Raw genomic sequence first — 26,193 nt, 5'->3', positions numbered from 1 at the left:
TGTTACCTCTCTTTAACAAACTGGATGCTCTCCACTTCCCCATCGGTTCCTCGAATATACTCCGTTTTATAACGGGCATTCGTGTCAATGATCGAAAGATCCAACTCCTCTGGATTACTGCCTGACCTGAATTCCCTGCCATCTACAAATATATGAAAGCCGCCCGCTTGAACTTCTCGCAGGGTGAATAACACTTCACTTCCCCTATAAGACAACTTCATGTTTTCTTTAGTCATCTCTACCGTGTTGATTCCGGCATGCTGATCCTGAGTCATTCGTCCTGCGGCCGTTAGACCACCGTCTATTGCCGTCTGAATATGGAATGCATACAAGCTGGCGGCAAGGAATATTGCCACCCCCGCCGCCAGTTCAAGCATGCTTATGGTTTGTTCACGCAAGAGCATATCACCCTTCTATTTATGGACTTCAATGAACTACCATTATCATTATTGATAGAATTTGATGCCCCTGATCACATTGGAATCATCCTTAACGATACTTGCTCTGAATTTTCCACTTGGATTAACATACTCTGCACTTTTCTCATTCAAGACATCTTGGATATTTCCTTGTCTTGAGTCCGGATTAGGGATTGAACCGTCTGTCTCCAGTACATTACCGTACCATTGCCCTCCTTTATTTTTTCCTGTGGCAATAAAAACCCCGAATTGATCCTTGTCCTTATATTTGCGCAGCGCATTGGTTACCTGAGAACCACTGATCGTCGTCCCGTCATATACGGTAAATGCAGCCTGGGACAACTCTGTCTGAATGTCTGAAAAGTTGTTTTGCGCAGTTTTAGTAGCTTCCTGTGCTGAAATAAACAAAATAACAACAATCGTAATCAGTGCGATGGTCAAAAATATTCCTGCCGCAACCTTTAAAGCAGATGATGCATTATTCATTTGAATCTTCCTCTCATTTAATTTTTTATATTTTTTAATTGCTGTATTATTTTATAAACGTTGGATCTGCTCGTAATACGTCTCCATCTGTGAGAAGCTCATGCCGATCAGCGGGATCACAAGGTACATAAAGATCAGAGCATACATCGGGGTAAAACCAATCATTCGTGCCCATGCCGCCTTGGTATCAATCATGGCTTCATATTCCTGTTTGCGCTGCTCGAAGCTAAATATCATCTCGCCATCAAGATCATCGAACACATCCTTGATCGGCACCTTGTCTACCGCAAGAAGCAGCTTGTCCACCAACCGCTGGAAGTCCGGAAACCAGACATCATCCTTAAGCTCCAGTAAGGCTGATTCAGCCCCGTGTTCATAGTGGAGCAAGCTTTTTTGGATAGGAATTTTGAAGATTACTGCAAATCGGTTAAGCCATTCCAAAATGGATTCTACCGAAATGCGTTCCACACCGCGCAATATTGATATGACGGTTTGAAATTGGTAGATTTCATGCCGCATTTCCATATTCCGCACTTTACGATGAAAATACAGCAGCCATAATGGGGCACTATATGCTGTCAAACCTGCCAGGATGGATAACAACAACTCCCACCATCTCAGGTATTCGCCATTATATAGCTGTAATTTGCCTATCAGTCGGTCGATTGTGCTTTCGATCTGGTCCTTGGCCATACCAAGCGAGTCCGCATCGTGAACTACCTGTCTGACCTGCTCCCGAGTTAGGTCTGGTGACATCTGCAAATGCTCCATTAACATCCGATCCTGCTTTACAGTATCTTCTGCCTGCCGGCGCTCAATCTCATTCATTTGACCGAACAGGGAGTTATTTAAGGAAACAGGAACATGCAGGATATGATGCTTGGCCTGTACATGCAGCCCAACTGCCAACGAGAGCGACAAGAGAAAGGTAAGGAGAAAGAACATCAACCTTCTGATATAGAGCCATTCGAATTTGATTCTTGCGTTGCTTTCCTTTAATAATCGGATCTGCCTGTCATATTTCAGGGAACCAGGTGACGGTGACACCATGCGTACAAGCAAACGGATCGCAGGCAATCGGTACAGCCTTTCTTCCCAGGTCAATTTCTGAATCTCAGCGCGGTAATCTGTTTCTCGATTTTGCTGCAGCTTCTGAAGCAAGAGGTAAGCGATCAGAATAATGACATATATCGATATCTTGGTTATAATCCCGAGTTTGCTCATATAGAAATCATCCATCGATGGGAAACTGCTTCTGGCCCAGCGTTCAATCGGCCTAGTGAAAAAGACAGGTGCCAGCGCAATGATGTTCAAGCCCTTCATTAGATAATCCAGCTTGTCTCTTCGCAAAATTTCCAATTGAATTTCCTTCGTTAAGCCACTTAGCCCATGCAGGTAGATGGACCCTTTTTTTCTTGCATGATCTCCAAACTCCATCACGAGATGTGATATACCTGCGAATGCTTTTAGATAACGATTGGGTGCTACCTCATAATACTGCTCCAACTCCTCATCCGGATCCTCCGAAACCAAGGCATTGTATATCCGATGAGCATGTAAAGATATTTCATGTCCGGAAGCTTCCGCTCCCTCATACAGGGCCTCTTCTACCATTCCATGCTGTTGATAATGATGACGGACAAGCGAAAACAGCTCAACTGATTGGACAAGAACTTTACGCTCCAGGCGGTTTATGAACATCTCTACGAGCATATTGTTAATCACTGCCGCAGCCAAAATGACGATAACAATAAACCCCAAATCCGGTTGACTCCATATCAGCAGCAATGCGGTCAAGCCAATCGTCCCGGTAATCGCAATGGTTAGTTTCACTGTCTCATATCGGAGCGCGATCTCATCATAAGGGTGAATAATTGCAATTCGTTGACGGATCCGCCGCAGATACGATTTGACAACCGGAATCTTGATGCCATACCTATAAATAATTTGAAACCATTGACGGTGAATATCACGCCATGATCTGCCTCCCATTTCAGTCTGGACGGCACCTGCATCGCGATATCCCTGTCTTCGTGACATCCATGCTGCGATGCCAAAGGTAATGGTAAACAAAATTAAAGATACGATAAGAACTACAATCAAAATATCTTTAGATGTCACCTTGTCCCCCCCAAACCGCTGCCAGAAATCCCTTAAATTCCTCCGCGTCTTCCGGGTGCATCTGTTCCATCATCTCTTGAATACTGCGTTCTGATAACTTGGCAGCTGCCAAATACTTTCCATCCCGGTATTCGATTACATTGCGGGAAATGTAGTAACTCTCTTCATTCAATCTCCGCATATGCTCCGAACCTAACTCAAAAAACTCACCCATGCTTTTTTTCAAGCGATCCCCTTCAGTTCCATGGAATTCTGGCAGAGCTCCCTTCTCGACGGGGATGCACTCTGTAATACGTTCTATGTAACGGTTGCCATAAGCATCTCTTCTTAAGTGGATATCAAAATTAATGACACTGACAACCTGCTGCTCAGCTATATGTTCTTGTCTGAAAATGCCGCTCTTAAGCAGGGAATTGCGAAGGGATTGAACAAGATCCCTGAAAGTCTTGGCATGATGCGTAAATACAGTGAATAAACTTGCCACTTGAGACATTTGTATCATCCATGAAGCTACCTCATCACTTGCAACCTCACCAAGAATATTGACAGTACCATCTGTTTTTTTCTGAAGGTCCAAGCCAGCCTGACCGCTAATATGCTCCGTTTCCCTGAAGCTTAGAATGTTTCTGCGACTATAGATCTTTCTGAGGTGTAACTCAAAGGCCATCTCCTGAACCCGAAGGGTATAGGTCGCGTAGATGTGACCGACCATAGCCATAAGCAGCGTTGTTTTTCCAGATCCCTGCGCACCGGTAATAGCTGTGATTCGGCTGCCTTTCATAAGATATTTCAACATATCTATTGCGAGTTCCGAACCGCTGCCTGTTATTAACTGATCCAGCGATGCCTTAGGAAGATCGAATTTACGGACAAAGAAGGCCCAGGATTCAGCAAATGGCGGCCTGACAACAACGACTCTGGAGCCGTCCTTCATCTCATTCACTTTGTAACCGCTGGCTTCCGATAGCTGCCCCGGATGATTGTATTTGTATATGTTTTGGCATACCCTCTTAAGCTCCTGCATCGTCCCGAAAGAGAGAAAGGCCAGATGCAGCGAGACTCCACGGTAAAAAACCCACACGCTCTCACAACCGGTTGCAGGAGAGTCGGCGCCCTTAACGCTGCCTAGTCCCAAAAAGTCATCCGGAAAGTGACCATTCACTTTCTCGCCGTCACGTTCAACATGAATCCCACTAACCCCACCGCTTATCCCGTCAATCCGTTGATCCCTGATTTCATCGACAATAGAAAAGCCTTTGTACTCTTGGTATATGCGCTGCACGACAATATCCAGCTTCTCGGTAAATAACAGCGGTCTTTGCTCGGATTCATAAATATAAGCGATGTCTTCCGCGGTGACCGCATATACACTTCCCTCACCGTAACCTGGAATCACGCGTGGCCGTGCAAGATCGTAAGTTTCCAGAAGAACCGATAAAGCATCTTCCCCATGCCTCAGTTTATAAAGATATAAGACGATTTCAAATTGATCCTGGGCGTTTAAACGAGTCAGATTATCAAACGGAATGGCTGCATCGATGTTAGACTCATTCAGTCCGAGATCCCTGACAAGGAGCTGTTTCAAGAAATCCTTAACATAAGCCTTATCCAGCACATCGCCCGACACGCAGCCCTTCAGAGCACGTCGCAATTCACTTCGCTTGTTCAACCTGCGGCGATATTCTTCTTCATGCAGTCCTAAATCTGACAGCTGGCTATGCGTCAACTGATGAAGACTATCTTTGACAAACGAAGTCATAGCGGTTAGCGAATAGGGATCGGCTCCACGAGTTGTCGTAATCGTTCGTTTTCGGGTATCCAGATAGCGCAGATACAAAAACAACATCACAAACAAAACGATGACAATGATCCAAGCTGTATTCAATGAGTTATCCCAAAGCATGCAGGCCCCCCGCTTTCGAACCGCCGGTAGGAAGGCCAAGGTGTTCAGCCGCAGCATCCGCCACATTGCGGATTGCATAATACATTGAATTCACACGTTTGGCGTCCGTGCCCCCACGACTTCGCTGGATATAGGACATGACCGAACGCGTATTCCAAGCATCTGTCATGCCAGAGCTGTAGGGAACACCAAGCACCATCGTTTTCAATCCAAACCGGCGTTTCATATTTTGCAATGTGCAGTTGCTCTCCCGATCATATCTCCCAATCATATACAAACATGGCTTATCCCTTAGTTCATGAGGCAATCTCTGCTGCTCAAGCTCTTTCTCAAGTTTATGCAAATTCTGACTTAAACCCACGACGACCAAATCCGCGGCTTGAAGTATCGCCCGGTCGACGGCTCCAGGCACCCCATTGCCTGCATCAGCTACCGTCACATCATAACTTCGCTTGGAAGATTCCAGGACACTGGACATCAGGTTCGCGTGTGCCTCTTTCTCCTTCATCCTCTCCGTTTCGATTTCTTGAGCAGTATATAGTTTAGGTCCACGTAAAAGATCAAGCCGGTCCGATAAGAGCGGCAAAGTATAATTCCGCACATTCTCAGGATTCAGTCTCCCGCTAATCTTAAGCCGTTCCAGGGCATCCATCCCCGTATCCTGAAAAGCTGTTATATAATCCAATGATTCCTGCTTAAACGCAAAGGCTTGCTCCACTCGTTCTCCAGCGCAGCCACCATGAGAAATAAGTACTTTGACTTGATATTCCATTGCCAATACGATCGGTAAACTCGAAGCCAACATCGTACTGCCGCTGCCGCTGCTAAGTGGACTCCATACAGCAATCAGGCTCATGCATGCCTCCTTCCTGCTTGTCTGAGAGCACGGCGGATATGCCGTTGTTCCATTTCCGTCAACATCCGGATAAGCTCAGAAAGCGATCTCTTATATTGCCTCGACAACGACTTGATGCTTAGTCTTCCTGCATGTTCATTTTTAATTTTCAAGGCAAAGAAAAGTTCATCCCAAGGCATTTTCACCGGGGGGCCCAGCCATTGAATCCGGCTATCTTCCATATAGCCTTCAATGTATGCTTCATCCGTTAAATCATCAATGACCTGGACATAGACCCGATAGAAAGGGGGGAGCGGGTCATCCGTTCTCGCAGCCCTCAGATCATCAAGTAAAGCCATACTCTTACGTAGTCCCGTTACTTCGAAGCCGCTAACCCATACATGGGCATCCGCTGTATCCCACTCATGCTTGTTCAGAAAATCTGACTTCTCCACGTCCATTACAATATAATCGTAGGTCTTCTCCTCCATTGCCTCCAGATATTCCACCAAAGCCTGATAGTTATCAAATCCGGTTGCTACGTCGAATCCGGAAAACTCTTTAACCGGCAGCTGCGGATGCATGACGCTGATGCAATGTTTATACTTGGCGTCAACCGCGCCATCCACAAGCAGAACTCGCTTGTGGCCCGTGGCTAATATCTTGCACATGTACAAGAGCATGTCGCTCTTGTCACAAATGCCCGTAAATATCCATGTCTTCACATTGATTCCACTCCTTCGTTAATTCCTGTTACACCAATCGGCCTCACCCTACCACCTAGGGGCTCGAGAATATGAAATCCGGATCAAGTAATTCTGTATCCTCACCCGTCTGGGCATTTGTTATATCGGATGATCCCAAAATCTGTTCAGACTCTGAATCCCGTTCCTCACGAAACGGAGTAGCTATATATTCCTCATCGTCAGGCGGCATGGTTGGAGGCTTAGCGGCAGAAGAAGTTTTAACTGAAGGACCTGCACTATATGCTGAGCTCCATGCATCCGGACTTCTCGTCTCCGCAGAGGAAGAATGGACCTGCATATCAGATACCTGGATTTGCTGATCTGGAGAAAGCTTGCTTAAGTCGTCTTCCAGTGTGCTGCGAAGCGTAATCTCCAAGTGCTTCTCCGCTGTCTTCACGATATTCGGATTGCTTGCGATCAGCTTCGTTACTTCCGCATTCGGAGGATAGTTCGGAATCGCTTTCTCTTGCAGCTGAGGCTCTACATAGGTAAGTGCATAGATCGTAGCTTCATGAAGATAAGCATCGACCAGTGCGCTCGAGAGCAATAATATTTCCCGTTCACTGAGTGTCGTCCAGAATGCTGAATTTTGAAGCTTGTCGATGTTTTTCTTGGATAAAATGATGTAATCTTGCCCGGTTGGAAACTGGACTCTTACATCAATAACATCCCCTTTACGCAAATTACTCGGCAAATATACCGCCTTCATCTCCCGATGCCGGAGGTCCGACGGCGTTGGCATCTCTTCAAAAAGCATGGTTCGACTTATGGGTGTTCCCTTGAGCAATTCAATCTTCGCACCCTTCCCTGCGATCTCTTCCTTGCCGGAGAGAAGATTACCAGAAGACCCGTCATACGGAATACGCACTTCCTTGATGTCCTTCGCCTCTAAGAAATGACCGGGCGGAATATCTCGGACAGGAACCCAAGCAACCTTCATCGAGTTAAGCTGCCGAAGCTGCTCCTCTTCGAGCTCCGTGATCCTCTGCTCATATTGGGTTCGCTCTAAACTCCGCTGCTCTTTATAACCATGCATATAGTACAGCATGACACCGGCACACACGGCTCCTGTTACGACTGCGCCAGCAAGTCCCGCGATAATGAACTTGCGGCTTCGCCTCCTGATTATCGGCATTGCTTCAACTCCTTCAGATCAAATGCATTCAACTCTTGCGAAACCTGAATCTTCGTTTTCTCTCCACCGTAGGCAAGTACTCCTGAAATAATCGGGAGAATGCCTCTCGACTGCTGTCTTGCACTTCAAAAGGGTCCAGTTGCAGCGGCAATGATTGAACATTATTTGTTCCCAGCAATTTCTTCATTTCCTGAATCGTCTCTTCTCCAGCAAGCGGCAGGGCATACACCCGGCCTGGCTGGGGATGCCTGGATAACATTCGTGCCAATGTCACCACATCATGCTGCCGCCATTCCGCACCAGACCCGATGACTATCGGCAGATCGGCCCGCAAAAACTCCTCTATTCGGTCACTGTCCCTGTATGCACCCAAATCCAGTACAACCGCGTCATAGCTCCCTCCCAGCAGTGAAATCACTTCGGTTCTGGCTGTTTGGCGCCAAAAGTGGATCCCGTTAACTTCGAATTTACGGATCGCCCCCAATCTTCCCCCCTCGGCAATTTCTTGAATGCGAGTAAACGCCGTGGATTTGGCGCTCATTTCAACTACTGCCACACGTCCGTAATTGGCAGCGAGGAAATGCCCAAACGCGATGCAGCTGTGGGTAGTTCCTACACCGGAGGATGCCCCAAGCACAGCAGCCACAAGCGTCCCTGCTACTTTGCCTGGCTGACTCCCAGCCCTGTTTGTGGCTACCGGCTGCTGCCTGCTAAGCGCAGAGCGCACCTCTGCAGCCGATTGGTATCGATGCTCCGGGGCATATTGCAGAAGCTTGCGAATAACAGGAACAAGCTCCCTGGGCAAGTCGCCGCGAATATGACGCTCCACACCGGTTATCCATTCACTGAATTTGCCGTTGGTTGAGAGATATAGTAAAAGTGCTCCCAGCCCATATAAATCTGATCTGGCATCGCTTTGCCTCCCCCCATACTGTTCCGGCGCCGCAAATCCCACTGTGCCGAGCTTGACCGTATCCTCGCCACTCTCCTGCTTGTAGCTTCTAGCGATACCAAAGTCGATGAGCCGAACCTCCAATTGATCAGTCAGCATAATATTGGATGGCTTTAGATCCCTGAAGATGACTTGAGGCTCATGATTATGGAGGTATTCCAGAACATCCAATAATTGCTCCGTCAGTTCCATGATGAATTCAGGGTTCACGTTCCCGCGAAATCCACGGAAGTATTTCTCGAGGTTCATACCCTGAATGAAATCCATGACCAAATAGATATAACCGGTAGACTGAACGTGGAAATAATCGACAATCCGCGGCAGCCGCGGATGACTGAGTTTAATTAGAAGCTGAGCTTCATCTTGAACAGCCTTCTGTGTACCGGGCTCAGCCAAGCTCTCCTTCACAGCCCACATCTTCCCAGGCAGCTTCAAATCCTCAGCCAGGTAAACACAGCTCATGCCTCCCTCTCCGATCACCCGATCGATAACATAACGTTCGCCTAAAACTTCCCCATGCACCAATCTGCAAGGCTGATTCATGTTTATGCTCTCTCCTCTGACTTACTTACACAACAAAAAAGGGAAAGCAAGCCGCTTCACCATCACTGAATAATGATGAGTAGCGGGATGCTTTCCCTATGGTTGTCGTTGGTTAATTTTGGAATCATTATAGAACAACTTACATTAACTTGTAAAGCCTTTTTTAATACTTAATCATATATAGAGTAATTTCGTCCCGATTATGGAACAGCTGCTTGGCTCCCTGGATCTGCATTCGGGATTCTTCGAACGTCTCCATGATCTCCTTCACCAAGGCCATGGGTTTCTTCGTCAACAGCTTGACTGTAATCACAGCTGTGCCCCCTGGCTGTAAGCTGTACAGCAGCCCTTTGACCATTCGAGCCATAAGTTTGGGGCTCCAGCTCATATCGCACACGATCAGATCAAATTCATTTTCTCTAAACGATACATCCGCCGCATTTTTGTGAATCACTCGGAGATTTTTGTTACCAGCTAACGAAGGATGCATTTTTGCCGGATCAACCGCTGTAACCTCCAAACCTCGCTCAAGCAGAAACGAAGTCCACCCTCCAGGCGCAGCGCCAATATCCAGAGCATTGAGGAATGAATGAAACGGGATCCCGAACTGTTTCTCGGCTTCAAGCAGCTTAAATTTCGCCCTTGAGATTTGCCCCTCTTCCCGCTGAAAACGAACGGCCCCGCCGTTCCAATCTGACAGATTGTCCTCCGGATGAGACACGCCTACATACCAGACATGATCAGCAGCAAACAAGGAAATGATCCATGCAGGAGACTGAACCGTATATTCAAGCTCAAGCGGTGCCAGTCTACGCTGCAATTCTCCCCGAAGTGCCGCAGGGTTTTCTTTCCATGGGCTATTCTCTGTTTTCCGAATCTGAATAGCTGCAGAGCTGCCGCCTATTTCTTCACGTTTAAGCAAAAACTCTTCGACTGCACTTAATGCGTCAAGAGAGGTATCCGCCGCAATTTCCAGATGGACCGGAAACAGATGTCGCAGAAAAATAGGCGTCCTGGTAGTAATGAGGCGGTTTGCCTCATTTTCCGAGCTGTCAATTGTGACTACAAACACTTCACCGGGAATCATCATGGTGCTTTTTAAACTGCCAAACATCCGCCGCAGCTCTTCCTGTGCATAAGGAGCAAAGCCATGATTTGCCGTACATACCCATTTGCTGTGATAATCACGTTCACTCTGATTCTCTTCCTCAAGTTCTTGCTTTACATTTAATTCGTCCAAACGGATTAACCTCCAGAAATAACTATGATCCAAGGACGTCTGCCATCCATTTTCAGATGAGCGTCATTATCATAAGTTTGTTAGATGAGTTCTTGATTTCCTCTTTCATTCCATACTGTTTTATCTAAAATCAGAGCTTTGCGCTTCTAAGAAAGGTTATAATATCCTGCACAGAACCCATCCGGTACAGTACCTGCGGTACACTGCGTGGTTTCGATGGGACAACCAGCAGCGCAGGAACACTCCGAATTTGATAACGTTCAACGATGGTTGGCAGGAAATTCACATCCGCACTGAGCAAATTCATATCCTTCTCGATATGTTCTACAATATCGATCATCTTCTGCGCAGCGGCACAAGTACCGCATAATGGCGTATGCAAAAATACAATGAGCGGATCGGCCTTCATGTTTCGTATAGCCATACGTTCCTGCCATTCAAGCCGCTCCATCAGTTCACGCTGCGTAACCTCGATCATTTATCTTAACCCCTGCGCGACATCTCGCAGAACGGATTCCGGCATGGGCCCGTTATGGACCTTCACGTCCTCGGGCATATGCGTATAAAGCAGCTCGTACATTTTCCTGCGGCCGGCCGGACTGGAGGTATGCAGGAATATTTCTCTAGCACGCAGCGCTTCCGCAATCATGGAGGCGACTACATCGCCCCCGTTCATTTGATCATAACCTAATTCAAAATCCAGAGATAAAATGTCTACTTCGCATTCACGAAGCATCAACAAACACTCTTCCCCGCTCCGTGCCAGCGCAAATCCTTTCGGATTGGGACGCCAGTCATCCAAATACAGATGTATCATCGTACCCTCCCCTTAAACGGACCAGGATTGCACCATGGCGATATCTTCCCGATGCGTGCCGTCCGCTCCCTTTTCGCTTTCCAAAATAAAAGCCTTGCCTACAAGCTCCGGTGCCAAAGCGAGACGCTTTAGTGCATCTGTTCCTATCATACCTTGCCCGATGCGTGCGTGGCGATCTTTTCTTGAACCTGCCCCATACTTCGAATCATTCAGATGAACCGCAACGGTGGGTTCCCAATAGCCAAGCTCCTGTCCTCTGGCAAGGAGTTCAGCTGTATTCGAAATATCCCAGCCGCCCGCCGCAAACAAGTGACAGGTATCCAGGCAAAAACCTATTTTATCGGGATAATCAGCTAGCTGTCTAACCTTCACGCTCTCCTCGAGAGTCATCCCCATGGGGCCGTGGTCACCTGCCTGATTCTCGATTAATAGCTTGGCCCTGCCCGTCCAGTCTGACAACACATCATTCAGGCATCGAATGATATTCTGATACCCTTCAAGCATATCAGAGCTTTTGAGATGTCCAAAATGGACCACAATCCCCAGCGATCCGCATCCTTCCGCGATAAGGAGGTCATTTTTGAGGGAGTCCACCGTTAATTGGTAAAACTCTTCTCCCCGTGTTAAGCCCACAGCCATGTTCGATGGATACGGCGTATGCGCAATGGACACCAGTCCTTGTTCCTGGCAGAACTTCGAGCATGCGGCAGCATTTCGCATGTCCGGCGTCTTCAAGTGAAGACTGCGCGGATTTTTCGGGAAATACTGATACGCGGAGGAACCGATTCCGGCTGCATGCTGGGCAGCTGCAAGAAATCCACCTCTTGTGCTGACATGGCCTCCGATTCGGATGTCAGGCTTCATGCTGGCAGTTCGGACAAAAGAAAATTTTACGCGAAGCATGCTCGGCCTTCACGATCGGCGTACCGCAGCGTATGCAGGGTTCTCCTTCACGATCGTAAACTTTGCATTCGTCGTTATAGGCTCCGGTCAGTTCGTCGCCTTCCTGAAACGGCATTTCCATATATCCTCCGCCATCAGTCGCCTCATGCAGCACTTTAACGGTACTGTCATACACCTGTTCCAAAGACTGCTCGGACAGATCCTGAATTTTGGACAGTGGGTGAATTTGAGCATCAAAAGCGATCTCATCAGCATAGCAATTTCCGATCCCTGCGATAACCTGCTGATTTACCAGCGTTGTTTTCAAGGCACCTCGCCGTTTACCAAGCAGCTGGATGAAACGTGCTTTGTTCATACGACGATCCAAGATTTCAGGACCCAGGTCTTTTAAAGTGTTTTCCGTTTCCTTAGCCGTTAAGAAATGCAAATAACCGAGCCGCAGACCGATAAAATACAGCACATGATCACCAATTGTAATCTCGATCTGGGTCGAACGGGAAGGCCGCTCTTCTCCGACACGTCCAAGATACAGAATGCCGCCCAGCATCAGATGCAGCAGTAGTCTGCCTCCGTTATGCAGGTGGAAAACGAGATGTTTGCCTCGTCTTTCCACATAGATAACCTTGCTCCCCAATAGAGCAGATGTGAACTCGTCAACCGAAACATTCAGCGATTTTTCACGGTTTACAACAACATTCATAATAGGCACATTCACAATGGTCTGTGATAATAATCTCCGATAATTCTCCATTTCCGGTAGTTCCGGCATGATTCATCTTCCCTTCTGTCAACCCAAAAAGTAATGTTTAGCTGTCGCTCACTTCAACATAACAGGTCGATTACTTCGTTTAAATCCCCGCAGACAAAGTCAGGTGTGATCCCCGTCTCCCTCATATGAGCTTCCATATTGAGCTTGGTCGTAATTCCGGTCATGACTAGCACCGTCTTACAGCCAGCATACACACCAGCAGCAATATCTGTACGAATATTATCTCCAACTACATAGGTTTCTTCCGGAGCCAATCCAAGCCGATCCGAAGCGAACTTCATCAATATGGAGGATGGCTTTCCGATAATCGTCGGTTTCACCCCCGAAGCAGCCTCGATTGCGGCACCAAGAGAGCCTGCACCGGGCATTAAGCCTCCATCTGATGGAAGCAGCAGATCTGGGTTCGTCAAGATAGATACTGCCCCTTCCTGTATCCAGCGTACGGCGTGTGTTAACTTATCGTAATGAAAAGCACGGTCGATGCCTTGAACAACATATTCAGGATTATGTTCCACAATGCTCAGTCCTGCAGACAACAACGCTTCCCGCAGTCCCTCTTCACCGAGCATAGCCACTTTGGCGCCAGGAGATTCTTCAGCAATATATTTAGCTGCTGCAAGTGAGGAGGTGCAAACTTCTTCCGGCGAGGCGGGAATTCCCATCTCCATCAAATGCTCGGCCACCTGCTCTGGTGTTCGAGATGAATTATTCGTTACAAACAGGTATGGAGTCTGGAGCACCCTCAGCTGCTTGATGAGTAGATCCGCTCCCTCGATTCGTTGACGGCCATGATACAAGGTCCCGTCTAAATCGATCAGAAGCCCTTTTGGTTTTTCCATGAGTGGATAGCACCTTCTTTATGTTCTTTCATTTATGCCATGAATGATTCATTGGCTGAAGCATAAGCCTTCTCATTGTCTTATAAACAACTATAAATTATTAAATCTATGTATTACCATGGTCTCAACATCTTCAAGAATCATGGGAAAACGCAGAAACCTCGGCAGTATTATTGTAAAGAACAGCTCTTCCGGTTGCAAGATTCAGAACTTAGATAATGCATTCGGGCGTAGACGTCGAATGAAATCGAAGCCTGTCCAAGCAGAATCGAAACGTTCACCGCTTTGTCATTTCCTGCGCTTTCCCGGAAAATAATTTGCTAACCCCCACATCATTTCCCTCATGTCTCTCTCGTATAATTAAGCTCTCCTGTGGATGGGATACAATCCGAAATCCTCTGCCAAGCGGGTATGTTCAAAAACCTCCTGCGCTTCCTTAAGGAGAGGCTGCAAATGCTCAATATCTTTATAACGAGAGCTGAAATGGGTAAGGAACAGGGCTTGCACCCCATTACGCTTAGCTGCTTCAGCCGCTTGTTTAGCTGTGCTGTGGTAGTATTCATGTGCAAGATCGCTCAGGTCTTCCATAAAGGTAGCTTCGTGCACCAGAAGATCTGCGTCCTTTGCGAGCAGTTCCACACCTTCGCAAGGCCGCGTATCACCAAGAATCGTAACCACTCTGCCTTTTTTGGGCGTCAGAAGTACATCAGAAGCATGGATCCATTGTCCATCCTCAAGCTCCACGCTCTCTCCTCTTTTCAGCTTTCCATAGAGGGGACCAGGCTTGAGACCAAATGCCTCCAAACGTTTCAAATCCAAGCTGCCGGGAAGGTCCTTCTCCACAATGCGATAGCCATAGCTTTCGGCTCTGTGATCCAGCTTAGCCGATTCCACCTGAAAGCTGCTATCTTCAAACAGCACACCGCCGGTATGCTCGATAATTTCCATGTTGTAAGGAACACGTGATTGGCTGATGTGCAGGGTGGTTTCGACGAAGGTTTTGATGCCCGGGGGTCCATAGATCGTAACCGGTGAAGTTACGCCTTGAGCTCCACGGCTGGACAGCAGCCCTGGCAATCCGAAAATATGATCACCATGCATATGGGTAATGAAGATCTTATCGAGTTTGGACAGCTTTAGGGGTGATTTTAATATTTGATGCTGCGTGCCTTCTCCGCAATCAAACAGCCACAAGCTCCTACGCTCCTCCAACATACGCAGGGCGATCGAGGTAACATTACGCTGCAGCGTAGGAACCCCCGCATTCGTTCCTAAAAAATAGAGTTCCATGCCTTTTCTCCCCTTTCGGTTGTAAACCGGAGAAATCCTCCGAAACATCCGGAGGATTTCAAGCCGGTCGGACCGGTATTCTAAATGTTATGCTTTATCTACATTAAAATAATGGGCCTCCGGATGGCTGAATACCATCGCGGATACCGATGCCTCGGGTTCCATCATGAAGCCTTCGGTTAGATGAACACCGATATCTTCCGGCTGCATCAGCTTAAATAACGGCTCTTGGTCTTCCAAATCCGGGCAAGCCGGATAGCCGAAGGATACCCGGATTCCTTGGTACCGTGCGCCTAATCGCTGTTTCATTGTCATATCTGCTGGATCAGGATATCCCCATGTATCCCGCATCATATGGTGAATTCGTTCTGCTAGTCCTTCAGCTGTCTCCAGTGCGACCGATTGAAGAGCATGAGACCTCAGATAGTCCCCCTTCTCCTTCCACTCAGCTGACAATTTGCTGACTCCCCGTCCTGCCGTAACGACCAGAAATCCAACGTAATCCATCACGCCGCTGTCTACAGACTTCAGGAAATCGGCCAGGCACATATAGGGTTCAACCTGCTGTCTCGGGAAGGAAAACGTATGCAGCACTTTTGTATGATCATTTGGATCATAGATGATGATATCATTTCCTCGGGACTGCGCCGGGAAGAATCGGTACACCGCATGCGCCTGAATGATTCCGGATTGAATCGCTTCATGAAAGATACCGTCTACCGTTTCCTTAAGGGATACGGCTTTAGGATCATTAGCCTTCAAGAGCTGCTCCACGGTGCCTTTGAGTCCAAGATGGTGACCGAGCAGCATTTGCATATTAATATAAGGAAGAATGTGAGAAATCGGATAATCCCGCAGCACATGTCGTTCCATATCCGGCGGCAGATACACCGGAGCATCCGTCGATATTTTGGATCGCAGTCCTTCAGACAGCTTCGGCATCACTTTCACTGCTTGAGGTGCAGTGCTCTCCGCTTCTTGTTCTGCCTTGATGGCTTCCTCCATTTTGGTCCGCTGTTCCGGATTGCTGAGCTGGTTCGCCAATGCGAGACCGTCCATGGCATCCTTCGCATACAGCACCATGCCGTCATACTCTGGACGAATGCGCGTTTTTGTAAATTTACGTGTCAGGGCAGCACCGCCCACCATGATAGGAACTGCAATACCGGCGTTCTTCAAATCCTGAGCTGTTGACACCATTTGTTGTGCAGATTTAACAAGCAAGCCGGACAAACCGATAGCATCTGGCTGCTCACGACGATATGCCTCAATGATTTGCTCCGGTGGTACTTTTATACCCAAATTAATGATTTGATAACCATTGTTGGACAAGATGATCTCCACCAGATTTTTACCGATATCATGGACGTCTCCCTTAACGGTGGCAAGCATGATTTTCCCTTTAACCGACGTTTCGTTTTTCTCCATAAACGTTTCCAGATAACCTACGGAGGCTTTCATTACTTCGGCACTTTGCAGTACCTCCGCCACAATCAGCTCATTGTTGTTGAACAAACGTCCAACCTCAGTCATCCCGGCCATCAAAGGACCGTTGATAATTTCCAATGCTCCATATTTGGTTAGCGCTTGTTCCAAATCTGGTATTAAACCTTCCTTGGAGCCTTCCACAACATAGGATGCCAATCTTTCCTCCAATGTCATGTTGGATACCTTTTCCTTCTTCTCTACCTTCTTGTCCCTAAAAGCTGCAACAAAGGCAGCTAACGTCTCATCATTAGTGCGATAAATCAAATCTTCTGCCAAGCGTCGTTCTTGTTCCGGAATGGATGCATAACGCTCCAGTTTCTCCGTATTGACTATTGCGTAATCCAATCCGGCCTTCGTACATTCGTACAAATAGACGGAATTCAGCACTTCACGGCCTGCTTCCGGTAATCCGAAGGAAACATTACTGATACCAAGGATCGTATGGACCTTAGGCATTGCTTCTTTAATCAAGCGTATGCCTTCAATCGTTTCCTTGGCAGATCCGATGTACTGCTCATCCCCTGTACCAACCGGGAATACAAGTGTGTCGAATATAATATCTTCCGGCGGAATGCTGTATTTATTCACAAGGAGATCATAAGAGCGCTGCGCCACCTTCAGTTTGTCCTCACGAGTAATCGCTTGGCCGCTCTCATCAATGGTCCCTACAACGACCGCTGCACCATATTTATGCACGAGCGGAGTTACATGCTCGAATTTTTCTTCACCATCTTCAAGGTTAATGGAGTTAATGATTGCTTTCCCTTGTGAGTATTGAAGGGATAAATCAATAACAGCCGGATCGGTTGTATCTATCATCAATGGCACTTTCACTTTTTTGACCACTAGCTCGAGGAACTTGGCCATGTCTATGGCTTCATCACGATCCGGATCCTGCACACAAACATCAATGATATGTGCCCCATTCTTCACCTGAGCCCGTGCAATCTCGGAGGCCTCCTCATATTTCCCCTCAACAATCAACCGCTTGAACTTACGCGATCCAAGCACGTTGGTGCGTTCGCCCACCATGTATGGACGATTATCCTGTTCGATATAGACAGGCTCGATTCCCGACAATGCGGGCAGATGAGTACCAGTCAGTGGTCGAGGCTCGAAGGTGTCCATCGTATTTTTCAATGCGCGAATATGCTCAGGTGTAGTCCCGCAGCATCCGCCCGCAATATTAAGCCAGCCTTTTTCAGCAAAAGCACCCATCTTTAAAGCGAGCGATTCAGGTGACTCATGATATTGGCCGTTTTCATCAGGCAGGCCCGCATTAGGATAACAACTAATCGCGCTTCTGGACATTTCAGATAAAGAGCGTATATGGTCACGCATAAATTCCGGTCCCGTTGCACAGTTGAGTCCGATCGAGATCGGATTCAAATGCTCAAGAGAAACGTAGAAAGCTTCGATATTCTGTCCGGCAAGTGTGGTTCCCATCGGTTCAATCGTACCGGAGATCATAATAGGCAGTGTTACGCCTGTCTTCTCAAAAGCTTGACGTATACCGATACTCCCAGCTTTTACGTTCAATGTATCCTGCGATGTTTCGAGCAGAAGTGCATCTACCTCTCCCTCGATCAAGGCGATAGCCTGCTCCTCGTAACTTTCGATCAATTCTGCGAATGTCACACCGCCCGTAACCGAGAGGGTCTTGGTTGTAGGCCCCATTGCACCTACTACGTAGCGAGGATGATCTGGAGTATTATACTTCTCAACGGCAGCACGGGCTAATTGAGCCGCTTTCAAGTTAATTTCACGGGCAAGCTCGGGTATGTCGTATTCAGCAAGCACAACCGAGGTTGCGCCGAATGTATTGGTTTCAATCAGGTCGGCACCTGCTTCGAGATATTGTTCATGGATGCTCTGTATCACATCCGGGCGATGAATAACCAGCATCTCGTTACATCCATCAAGTTCCGGACCACCAAAATCCTCAGCCGAGAGGTCCACTTGTTGGATCATCGTGCCCATTGCACCATCAAGTATTAATATTCGTTCCTTCAGTACTTCGTGTAAGCTAGGCTTGTTCAACTCTTAAACCTCCCCCGAAAACGTTAAATCTTAGTGTATCAGAATCTATTTCAATAGAAAAGACGAAATATTGCGTCAGAATAGGCATTCATCAACATTTTCAGATGACAAATGCGGTGGAGGCGGCTATAATACATATTAATCCAACGGGAGAAAGAGGGTTAATGCAATGGCAGAGATTGTGATTCGCAACACGAACGAACGTATTACCGGGGAAGAAAATGTACGGGAATTCCTGAATGGCCAAGAGGTTGTTTATGAACATTGGAATATGGAAAAACTCCCGACCACGCTTCAAGAGAACTTTCAGCTAAGTGATGATGATAAGAAGCGCATTTTGGAAATCTTTGATGAAGAAATTCGTGACTTGGCTGCAAGACGCGGCTACAAAATTTGGGATGTCATCACACTTTCCGAGTCCACGCCCAATATTGAGGACTTATTGAAAAAATTCGAAGAGGTTCATACCCACTCGGAAGATGAAATTCGGGCAATTGTTGGCGGTAAAGGTATCTTCATTATTAAAGGCTCTGATGATGTTGGTTACTTCAATGTTGAACTGGAGCCAGGGGATGTCATTTCCGTTCCGGAAAACACACCTCATTTCTTCACCTTAATGGAGAACAAGCAAATCATTGCAGTTCGCCTATTCATTGAAGAAAACGGATGGGTGGCTACTCCGGTAGAGGATCCTCAATTTCAATAAACTGCAGGATTGTTATGAATATGGAACAAGGCAGCGTACGCATCCGGTTACGGAGCATGCGCTGCCTTATTATTTGACGTGGGGCTTATTCGGTAACGGTCAGTTCCTTTAGTGGCATGGAATGCATGCCTCTTGCTGTCACATGCGAAACGATCCGATAGGTTCCGGCCTCATCGAAGGTTTTCTCCATTTTGTAAACCCCGTCTTGGTCATGCTTGACCGGTACTTTTGCTTGCACGCCCCCGCCTTCCAATGTCACTTCAAACTGCACTTCATTCGCATCTTCCACCGGGGAACCAGCTTGGGTCACCTTCGCTTCAATCAGCACTTTTTCACCAGCCTTAATATGGTCTGGCGTAAGGGACAGCTCAACAATAATCGGTTCTGCCATAACGTCTTCATTAGGATCTGCCTTGCTGTCATTGCAAGCAGCGAGAGCAACCGCCATCAACACCATCGCCGCAAACAGCGCTATCTTTTTCCTTCTCATGGTATACACCTCTTTACGAGTGCAATGTATGGTTCAGCCACATAATGATCTATGTCTGTGTTTGTTTCTTATACATTATATCTCAGCAAACTTTTTTTTCGATCTCATTCTGCTTACAATTGTGTGACGTTTATCACCTCTCAAGAAAAGCCAGTTGAAGCGCCCTTTGTCTTGATGTCTGACAGAAAAAACAGCCATCCAACAATCTCTGCTGTGATGGCTGTTTGCTATGTAATTGCTTTACGATCTCATCACGTGTGCAATAGCTTTTTACAAGTCAGCAATAATTGCATGCAGCTCTGATAAATGCTGAATCTCAAACTTCGGCTGAATGGCCGGATCATGCGGCCGATCGACCCGATTAATCCAAACCGTATGCAGTCCTGCTGCATTTCCGCCCTTAATATCCGTGGTCAGCTTGTCCCCTACCATTAAAGCTTGGTCCGCTTCGACCTCTAGCAGTTCAAGTGCATGCTTGAATATGGAAACATCAGGCTTTCCTTTTCCAAAATCACCCGAGATGATGATATGATCAAAATAAGATACCAGCTCTGGTACGCCGTCCAGCTTTTCCTGCTGCAGATCAGGGCTTCCATTCGTGAGCAGGAGAAGCTTCACATTCCCATGCAGTTGCTTCAGAACTTCGAAAGTTTCTTCGTACACATAAGGTCTGTTTCTGCGCTCAGCCGCAAACTGGTTTGCCAGGGTTTCAGCTAAAGCCTCATGATCAACACCCAAGCGAAGAAGTCCGCGCCGCCATGATTCCTTGCGATAGACTGGTGCCAGCTCTTCTAACCTTCTAAATTCAGGCTGCGAGCCAGCCGTAAAGTTTGCCCACAAGCCTTCAAAAGGGTTAATCCCTATCATCTTAGTGAAAGCAAAGGTATCATATGACTCATATAATGCTCTGGCTTCTTCCCGAACTGCGCTTAGCAATTCTTTTGCATCAACACCAGTTTCTGCAGCTCCCGCCTGGCATGTCACTTCAAATGCTTCCTCCACACTTCGCTCATCCCACAACAAAGTATCATCAAGATCAAACAAAACTGCTGATATTGGCATACTCTCCCACTCCCCCATACCCATTTATAATCTGTTTATGATTTGTCTCTCATTCTCAGTCATGCTCAACCGGAATTTGATGAGCCTTCGCAAACTCTTCCATCCGATCTCCCATGGCTTTCGTATCATATAGATTCATCATCCGCGAGAAAACCCAGTTACCTGCTTTCCCCTTTCCTTGAATGACTACTGAACCTGAGGCTATTTTTATTTTCTCAATGTCGGAAACAGCCAGCCTGCGTTCCCGATTGAATTTCATCGTGGACACAGACGCTCGTTCAATTTTCAAGTAAGGTTTGCGGAAGAATATCATGACCGCGAGCAAAATGTATAAACCGACTCCAATCAAATTCAACGTATCATTGCTGCCGCCTGATGCTTCAGATGTGGCACTTCCTAGAAGCGCGTATACGCCCGCTAAAGCGACAAGCACTAAGGGAAGTACATATTTACGACCTTTAAACACGTCATTATTATCAGACACAGCCTGTCCTTGATACGATGTTAGCCCTTGCTTCTTGCGCTGCTTATTAAGTTGGGACATATTCTTGCTGACTTTTCTTTCCCATGAACGTGACATTTGGTTCCCCCTGGACTCATGATCAAAATGATGGCGCACCATATAAACTTGGGGCATCCGATGATAGAAGTCGTTCGTTTATCAATTCGGTACCCCAAGATTAAAAAATCTCTTCTTTCACTCCATTCAAACGTCCATTGAACATTCATGGACTGCTTGGGCGGTTAATGCTTTAAACGCGGGCCGCCCTTCTGGTCGTTTTCATCAACCCACTCGATCGATTCAAGCTGATGTCTAAAGTTACTGCGAATATTATTAAGGTATATTTCCCGAAGCTCGGCGCGTTCTATAAGCTCCTCCTCGGTCAACCCTTCACTCTTGTGTTTACGTGCAAGTACATTAATGCGTTCAACCAAAGTATCGATGTCCATTACTTCTCCTCCAATTCCGATATCAATTATAACTTAAACATGTGAAAAAGAGCTTGTCAAGGCAACTGGACCTCGCAAACTCTTATAAAGAACAAATATGACTTAGAGTGTTCACGAAAAGGTTCTTATCGTTCCAAGAAATCGAAGATCATCTATAATACTACAGAGTAAATACGGCGAATTACTCTGATAATTTGACCATAAAAATGGGGTTGTCAGAGAACCATCTCCATAAATGAGTGGCGCGCCAGCAAACTGATCACCAGACTGGTAAGGATAATACTTCTCCTGCCTGGATATCCGGTCCTCTTAATCCGTTAATTCTTCTAATGCTATCCATATATACACGCGTATCCATATCCTCCGGCTTATGAAGAGAAGCAATACGCCACAAACTATCCCCATATTGCACAATAACCTGCTTCTCACCCGTCGGCTTGTCCATTCCACCGGCAAAAACGGAGAATGCACCTGTACAGAAGGAAGCAGCGATAAATAAAATAATAACAAGTCTAAAAAACGGAATGGAGCTTATGGCGGATTTCAAAGAATTGATCGCTGTTCTTGTAGGTTTCTCCGCTAGCGCTGGAGCATTCTCATAAATACTGCGGTATGTACTGTATCTCAACATGGAAACATCATCTCCCAAACAAGTGTTCTGCTATGCAATCATATTAACACGAACATTTGTTTGATTCAATACCCAAAAGAACATTTGTTCTGATTAATTTAGAACTTATGTTTGTACGAACGGAAGTTCTATGTTATAATTTTCCCAAACGTTACTAAATGGGGTTGATACGGTATGTCGAAAATATCCAGCCGCCAGCTGGCGATCTTAGAGTTTATCCGCAACGAAGTTCGTAGCAAGGGTTATCCGCCTTCTGTCCGGGAAATCGGCGAGGCTGTCGGACTAGCTTCCAGTTCTACGGTCCATGGTCATCTAGATCGGTTAGAGAAGAAGGGGCTTATCCGTCGCGACCCTACCAAACCAAGAGCAATTGAATTGCTTGGCCAAGAAGAATCCGAAAGTACCAGCCTTTTTACCCACACCATTGCCAGAGTACCGGTTGTTGGTAAGGTTACTGCAGGCGTACCAATTACCGCCATGGAGAACATTGAGGATTACTTTCCGCTTCCGCAGCATTATGTAGGCGATGATAAGGTGTTCATGCTGTCTGTTGTCGGTGACAGTATGATTGAAGCAGGAATTCACAGTGGGGATTATGTCATCGTTCGCCAACAGCAAACGGCTGACAACGGGGACATTGTCGTGGCAATGACCGAGGAAGACGAGGCAACGGTAAAAACCTTCTATAAAGAGAAGGATCACGTACGATTGCAACCAGAGAATCCTACATATGAGCCCTTGCGCCTGAATCATGTCACGATCCTCGGCAAAGTGATCGGTCTCTTCCGAGACGTACACTAAATCTTAGTTTTCTACGAATAAGAGGTTACCTCCATAATTGGAAGGTAACCTCTTCGCTTTTCATATACAAATGGTTAATTTGCCAAGATCATAACCGCATTCTCTAAGTCTAACTGATACAGCCGTATCGGCTTGTAATTAGGTGAACCTTCCCCTCCTGGTCCCTCCGTGGACTCCAAAACCAGTCTATTGTTTTTTACCAGAGGTATACTGCCAGGTCTGTAATAAGACGTGTTGGAGATCAAGGACTCATCCTGGAATTGAAGCTGGACGGCATGTCCCGTTCCTTGATTAACGGCAAAGGCATAGATTTCGATTCCATGACAGTCTCTGTATTGTGGAGCAAGTATAAATACATCTGCTTCATGAAAAGACAACCGAATCATTTGGACAGGATCATCCGTCGGTTGAATAAAGGTCATGTCCTTTAGAGTAGCTAATTCATTCGTAGCATTCTTGGAACGATACTGCACAATATAATCTCCAGTAATAGACAGGTCTGTATCCAGACCGAAGCAGCTAGGTGCGCCAAGCTGCTGCATGTTTTCCTTCATTAATGGAATAACACTTAACATCCCCTCTTCGGTTATACCTTGAGCCCGAATGGTCTCCGTGATTGGCTCCATTCCCCCTGCTGTTTGTTGTTTCTCATTGCCTACTGATACCTGAGCAGCAATAAATACAAGAAGAAGTAGCAGTCCGCCTACAGATCTGAGTCGCATTGTCCCTTGGCGTGCCAGGTTTCTTTCTTGTCGGAATACCAATAGACCCTTTCTATATTTCTTATCGAAACCATCATTTGCGTCCGAACAAGAGGATTTATGAGAACTATTGAAATCCTCCGCTTTATTCTGTTTCATCACATTTCTCCTTCACGGGGGGGGGATATATCATAAACGCTCCCGGTCACATATTCGTTGCTTTAATATTCAATTCTATGACAGGAAAAATAATATGCTGACAAGAGGGGCCATAAAGCCACTTTCCCATAAACGTGACAAAAGCAATCAATCTCAATAATACTCTCATAAGGATTTAGAGTCTAATGAACGTGATATCTATTAGGTAGATAAATCAGGTTGTTGCTTTCATAAATCGAGATTTTATTTTCTCCTTATGGATTGATTGTTTGGTATAATCTTGTTGAGGTGAAAATCATGGACGGAAAGAAATTTGTCATTATCCTTACCATAGTTCTGCTGATTATCGGAGCATGTTCACTATTCGCCATGAAGTATATTAGTTGAGCTGGCGACCTAAAGGAATTCCGTAGGTTACATAAAAGTTTCTACAATAAATTTATTTAACAGGTGATACTATTAACAGCATAAGAAACTGGACAATTCGCATCTTGGTGTTTTGGGGCATCTTTCAGATTTTATTCTTCTTAGTTAAGAAGATTGTATTTCAGTACTTCGTTATCCCTGATCCGTATAACAGTATTCTTCAAATCATAAGTTTGTTTATTATCATTTTTTTGTCATTTCTATTTTCGGCTTTACTGCTTTATGGCAACCGCAACAACAAATGACTGTAGAGTCAGAGAGAATTCTCTTTACAATCACAAAAGATTTGTAGCAATTGGAACTCATCTCAATCGGTTCTTTGAGCTGCTGAATATTTGGAATATGTCGATTTATTCCAAAAACGAAAAATTCCCCCACGCCTTACGGCGCAAGGGATTCCTCTATTAATACATGGTGATGTACTGATCGCGTTCCCATTGGTGAACTTGCGTGCGGTACATATCCCATTCGATTTCTTTCAACTCGTAGAAGTGAGTCAGCGCATGTTCTCCAAGCGCTTCGGAAATGACTTCGCTGCGAACCATTTCGTTAATGGCTTCCTTCAGGTTAGCCGGCAAACTTGGAATACCTTCCTCAATTCGCTCTTCTTCACTCATCACGTAGATGTTGCGGTCGATCGGAGCGGGCAGTGAAAGCTCACGCTTGATGCCGTCCAGCCCTGCCTTCAGCAAAACTGCAAGAGTCAAGTAAGGATTAGCCGCTGGATCTGGATTCCGCACCTCAATACGAGTGCTAAGGCCGCGCGAAGCAGGAATACGAATCATTGGACTACGGTTACTTGCAGACCAAGCCACGTAGCATGGTGCTTCGTAACCAGGCACGAGACGTTTGTACGAGTTAACCGTAGGGTTCGTGATCGCAGCAAACGCGCGTGCATGTTTAAGAATACCTGCCATATAATGACGAGCGGTATCGCTCAAGCCAAGTTCATCCTTTTCATCGACAAATGCATTCTCACTGCCTTTGAAAAGGGATTGGTTGCAGTGCATACCCGAGCCGTTCACGCCGAACAGCGGTTTTGGCATAAAGGTAGCTATCAGACCATGTTGACGAGCGATCGTCTTAACTACTAATTTAAATGTTTGAATCTGGTCAGCTGCTTTGATTGCATTCGCATATTTGAAGTCGATTTCGTGCTGCCCCGGAGCAACCTCATGGTGCGATGCTTCAATCTCAAAGCCCATCTCTTCCAGCGTCAGCACGATATCGCGGCGGCAGTTCTCACCGAGATCTGTAGGCGCCAGGTCAAAATATCCGCCTTGGTCATTAAGTTCCATGGTCGGATTGCCTTTTTCATCCGTTTTAAACAGGAAGAACTCAGGCTCCGGACCAACATTCATCGAAGTGTAACCCATCTCTTCGGCTACTTTCAGTGCTCTCTTCAAAATGCCTCGCGGATCACCGGCAAATGGAGTACCGTCAGGCATATAAATGTCACAGATCAAACGTGCCACGCGGTCTTCGGATACCCATGGAAAGATCATAAAGGTATCGAGGTCAGGATATAGATACATATCGGATTCCTCAATACGCACATAACCTTCAATGGAAGAACCATCAAACATCATCTTGTTATCAAGTGCTTTGGGAAGCTGGCTTACCGGAATCTCGACATTTTTAATCGTGCCAAGCAAGTCGGTAAACTGCAAACGGATAAATCGAACATTTTCTTCTTTGGCAATGCGCAGAATGTCTTCTCTGGTATAACTCACTATATCC

General features: G+C 46.4%; 25 protein-coding genes. 2 read left to right on the top strand and 23 right to left on the bottom strand.

Annotated features, from left to right (window positions below):
• Nucleotides 1-2: 2 nt before the first annotated feature.
• The 16 genes from AM231_RS07040 to metH all read right to left on the bottom strand — a co-directional run bounded on the left by AM231_RS07040 (nucleotide 3) and on the right by metH (nucleotide 18,526).
• Nucleotides 3-404 (bottom strand): hypothetical protein, encoded by a 402-nt coding sequence (locus AM231_RS07040; RefSeq protein WP_242615079.1) that lies wholly within the window; start codon nucleotides 402-404, stop codon nucleotides 3-5.
• Nucleotides 405-446: 42 nt separating this feature from the next.
• Nucleotides 447-905 (bottom strand): hypothetical protein, encoded by a 459-nt coding sequence (locus tag AM231_RS07035; RefSeq protein ID WP_054401928.1) that lies wholly within the window; start codon nucleotides 903-905, stop codon nucleotides 447-449.
• Between the two features lie 51 nt (nucleotides 906-956).
• Entirely contained in the window at nucleotides 957-3,026 is a 2,070-nt protein-coding gene (locus AM231_RS07030; protein ID WP_054401926.1) for a hypothetical protein, read from the bottom strand.
• Complete coding sequence (locus AM231_RS07025; protein ID WP_054401925.1) at nucleotides 3,016-4,929, bottom strand: ATPase, T2SS/T4P/T4SS family; 1,914 nt, start codon at nucleotides 4,927-4,929, stop codon at nucleotides 3,016-3,018. The genes AM231_RS07030 and AM231_RS07025 overlap by 11 nt, the downstream gene beginning before the upstream one ends.
• Nucleotides 4,916-5,785, bottom strand: coding sequence for a CpaE/TadZ family protein (locus AM231_RS07020; RefSeq protein ID WP_054401923.1), 870 nt, complete (start codon nucleotides 5,783-5,785; stop codon nucleotides 4,916-4,918). Before AM231_RS07020 ends, AM231_RS07025 begins: the two co-directional genes overlap by 14 nt.
• Nucleotides 5,782-6,489, bottom strand: a complete 708-nt coding sequence (locus AM231_RS07015; protein WP_054401922.1) for a hypothetical protein — start codon at nucleotides 6,487-6,489, stop codon at nucleotides 5,782-5,784. Before AM231_RS07015 ends, AM231_RS07020 begins: the two co-directional genes overlap by 4 nt.
• 55 nt (nucleotides 6,490-6,544) lie before the next feature.
• A complete protein-coding gene (locus AM231_RS07010) occupies nucleotides 6,545-7,645 on the bottom strand; it encodes an SAF domain-containing protein (RefSeq protein ID WP_054401920.1) in 1,101 nt (366 codons plus the stop codon).
• Nucleotides 7,646-7,673: 28 nt separating this feature from the next.
• Complete coding sequence (locus AM231_RS07005) at nucleotides 7,674-9,140, bottom strand: serine/threonine protein kinase (protein WP_054401919.1); 1,467 nt, start codon at nucleotides 9,138-9,140, stop codon at nucleotides 7,674-7,676.
• A 163-nt stretch (nucleotides 9,141-9,303) separates the two neighbouring features.
• Nucleotides 9,304-10,380 (bottom strand): SAM-dependent methyltransferase, encoded by a 1,077-nt coding sequence (locus AM231_RS07000; protein ID WP_054401918.1) that lies wholly within the window; start codon nucleotides 10,378-10,380, stop codon nucleotides 9,304-9,306.
• A 130-nt stretch (nucleotides 10,381-10,510) separates the two neighbouring features.
• Nucleotides 10,511-10,858, bottom strand: a complete 348-nt coding sequence (locus tag AM231_RS06995) for a thioredoxin family protein (protein ID WP_054401915.1) — start codon at nucleotides 10,856-10,858, stop codon at nucleotides 10,511-10,513.
• Nucleotides 10,859-11,197 (bottom strand): cyclic-phosphate processing receiver domain-containing protein, encoded by a 339-nt coding sequence (locus AM231_RS06990; protein ID WP_054401912.1) that lies wholly within the window; start codon nucleotides 11,195-11,197, stop codon nucleotides 10,859-10,861.
• A gap of 12 nt (nucleotides 11,198-11,209) precedes the next feature.
• On the bottom strand, nucleotides 11,210-12,061 hold the full coding sequence (locus AM231_RS06985) for a deoxyribonuclease IV (protein ID WP_054403550.1): 852 nt from the start codon (nucleotides 12,059-12,061) through the stop codon (nucleotides 11,210-11,212).
• Nucleotides 12,051-12,869 carry an Fpg/Nei family DNA glycosylase gene (locus AM231_RS06980; protein ID WP_054401909.1) on the bottom strand — a complete coding sequence of 273 codons (819 nt, stop codon included), beginning with the start codon at nucleotides 12,867-12,869 and terminating at the stop codon, nucleotides 12,051-12,053. The genes AM231_RS06985 and AM231_RS06980 overlap by 11 nt, the downstream gene beginning before the upstream one ends.
• Before the next feature lie 53 nt (nucleotides 12,870-12,922).
• The gene (locus AM231_RS06975) at nucleotides 12,923-13,708 is read right to left on the bottom strand and encodes a TIGR01457 family HAD-type hydrolase (RefSeq protein ID WP_054401906.1); all 786 of its coding nucleotides are present in this window, start codon (nucleotides 13,706-13,708) and stop codon (nucleotides 12,923-12,925) included.
• Nucleotides 13,709-14,068: 360 nt separating this feature from the next.
• Nucleotides 14,069-14,998, bottom strand: a complete 930-nt coding sequence (rnz, locus tag AM231_RS06970) for a ribonuclease Z (RefSeq protein ID WP_054401904.1) — start codon at nucleotides 14,996-14,998, stop codon at nucleotides 14,069-14,071.
• An 87-nt stretch (nucleotides 14,999-15,085) separates the two neighbouring features.
• Nucleotides 15,086-18,526, bottom strand: a complete 3,441-nt coding sequence (gene metH / locus AM231_RS06965) for a methionine synthase (protein WP_054401902.1) — start codon at nucleotides 18,524-18,526, stop codon at nucleotides 15,086-15,088.
• Nucleotides 18,527-18,695: 169 nt separating this feature from the next.
• On the opposite strand from metH, the gene AM231_RS06960 reads away from it, so the two are divergent.
• Nucleotides 18,696-19,232: a cupin domain-containing protein gene (locus AM231_RS06960; protein WP_054401899.1), complete on the top strand. Its 537-nt coding sequence runs from the start codon at nucleotides 18,696-18,698 to the stop codon at nucleotides 19,230-19,232.
• A gap of 85 nt (nucleotides 19,233-19,317) precedes the next feature.
• On the opposite strand, the gene AM231_RS06955 is transcribed toward AM231_RS06960, so the two are convergent.
• From AM231_RS06955 to AM231_RS06935, 5 genes are all read right to left on the bottom strand, one after another.
• Entirely contained in the window at nucleotides 19,318-19,722 is a 405-nt protein-coding gene (locus AM231_RS06955; RefSeq protein ID WP_054401896.1) for a FixH family protein, read from the bottom strand.
• Between the two features lie 270 nt (nucleotides 19,723-19,992).
• The gene (locus AM231_RS06950; protein ID WP_106406052.1) at nucleotides 19,993-20,784 is read right to left on the bottom strand and encodes an HAD family hydrolase; all 792 of its coding nucleotides are present in this window, start codon (nucleotides 20,782-20,784) and stop codon (nucleotides 19,993-19,995) included.
• A gap of 55 nt (nucleotides 20,785-20,839) precedes the next feature.
• The gene (locus AM231_RS06945) at nucleotides 20,840-21,364 is read right to left on the bottom strand and encodes a hypothetical protein (RefSeq protein ID WP_054401892.1); all 525 of its coding nucleotides are present in this window, start codon (nucleotides 21,362-21,364) and stop codon (nucleotides 20,840-20,842) included.
• 164 nt (nucleotides 21,365-21,528) lie between these two features.
• Entirely contained in the window at nucleotides 21,529-21,735 is a 207-nt protein-coding gene (locus AM231_RS06940) for a DUF896 domain-containing protein (protein ID WP_053493824.1), read from the bottom strand.
• A gap of 259 nt (nucleotides 21,736-21,994) precedes the next feature.
• Entirely contained in the window at nucleotides 21,995-22,366 is a 372-nt protein-coding gene (locus tag AM231_RS06935) for a LysM peptidoglycan-binding domain-containing protein (protein ID WP_053493825.1), read from the bottom strand.
• A 174-nt stretch (nucleotides 22,367-22,540) separates the two neighbouring features.
• Between AM231_RS06935 and lexA the strand changes: the two genes are divergently transcribed.
• Nucleotides 22,541-23,167, top strand: coding sequence for a transcriptional repressor LexA (gene lexA, locus AM231_RS06930; protein WP_053493826.1), 627 nt, complete (start codon nucleotides 22,541-22,543; stop codon nucleotides 23,165-23,167).
• 74 nt (nucleotides 23,168-23,241) lie between these two features.
• On the opposite strand, the gene AM231_RS06925 is transcribed toward lexA, so the two are convergent.
• Both AM231_RS06925 and glnA read right to left on the bottom strand, forming a co-directional pair.
• Nucleotides 23,242-24,027: a hypothetical protein gene (locus AM231_RS06925; RefSeq protein ID WP_054401889.1), complete on the bottom strand. Its 786-nt coding sequence runs from the start codon at nucleotides 24,025-24,027 to the stop codon at nucleotides 23,242-23,244.
• Between the two features lie 830 nt (nucleotides 24,028-24,857).
• Nucleotides 24,858-26,186: a type I glutamate--ammonia ligase gene (gene glnA, locus AM231_RS06920; protein WP_054401886.1), complete on the bottom strand. Its 1,329-nt coding sequence runs from the start codon at nucleotides 26,184-26,186 to the stop codon at nucleotides 24,858-24,860.
• Nucleotides 26,187-26,193 lie beyond the last annotated feature (7 nt).

This window comes from Paenibacillus solani (genome assembly GCF_001277345.1).
In the GTDB taxonomy this organism is placed as follows: Bacteria; Bacillota; Bacilli; order Paenibacillales; family Paenibacillaceae; genus Paenibacillus_AQ; species Paenibacillus_AQ solani.
This window is presented reverse-complemented; position numbering and strand designations above follow the sequence as displayed.